The organism is Bacillus sp. AFS001701, from assembly GCF_002559405.1.
Lineage (GTDB): Bacteria > Bacillota > Bacilli > Bacillales > Bacillaceae_G > Gottfriedia.
On the sequence record NZ_NTZO01000470.1, the window covers coordinates 1 to 987 of the forward strand.

Below are 987 nucleotides of genomic sequence, written 5' to 3' on the forward strand. Positions count from 1 at the left end.
TACTATTGGAAAATTGAACAGGTTTACTAAGCATTATAAATTACAAAATCAAGACATTGTTGAACTTGCAATAGTTCAGATACTAGAGCAATTTGATAGACCACTTCCAATGACAGAACGATGGGCGATGGAAGATTGGTCAGACTATGGAAAAGAAGATAAATAGTTACATGATGGTTTATGCCAGTTGAAGTGGTCCTTAAACTAGTGTTAAGGGTTTACTATGGTAATTTAAGAAAAAGGAAACCTGTGGTGATATTCAACTAAACGCATGCTTTAGTTGAAAAATTTGATCGGTTGTATAGTCGATTTTTTTTATTGAGCTAAATGGCAGTTTGGTTCTATCATAAATGGTCCTTTAAAGCAACAAACTTTACGAAACAGTGTTAAGATATTACAAAAAATAAAAATTAAGAGGATTGAATCCATATTGTGTATTTGAATCGTAGACTTTGAATTGTCTAAGTAAAGATGAAAAAACAAATCGAACCGATAAGCATAATAAGAACCGAAAAAATAAGGGATAAGGTATTGAGAATCAATCCGACCCTCGCAAAAATCTCCCTCTCCGATCCCATTGCTTGTTTCGCTGCTGTCATGCCGACGATACTGGAGATGAGCACAAAGACAGCAGGAACAAATTCAAACAAACTGGTCCATTCATGAAAAGAAAAAAGCAGGGCATGGTGAATCCCGATAACACCTAAAACAAAAGAAGCATATGCCTTCCCGTTTTGAATCGACTTTGTCAAATCCATCAGTGACACCATCCTTCCATCTTCCATCTTATGTAGTGAGAAAAAGATAAAGAACAATAGCGACTTACGAACCCCATATATCCTTACAGAACTTGCATATTAGAAGGCGGTTTGCATCTTATGGATTGTTTTTTAAATAAATATTATTTTCATATTGAACTAACGCATCCGATACTTCAATAGAAGATCGCTATTTCTTATTCAACATAATGGCAGGATAGATGAATAA

The 987-nt window shown here is 34.7% G+C and carries 1 protein-coding gene; it reads right to left on the bottom strand.

Features of this window, described 5'->3' with window-relative positions; all coding sequences use genetic code 11:
- Window positions 1-461: 461 nt before the first annotated feature.
- A complete protein-coding gene (locus tag CN514_RS21235) occupies window positions 462-758 on the bottom strand; it encodes a hypothetical protein (protein ID WP_098234288.1) in 297 nt (98 codons plus the stop codon).
- Between the last annotated feature and the right edge of the window lie 229 nt (window positions 759-987).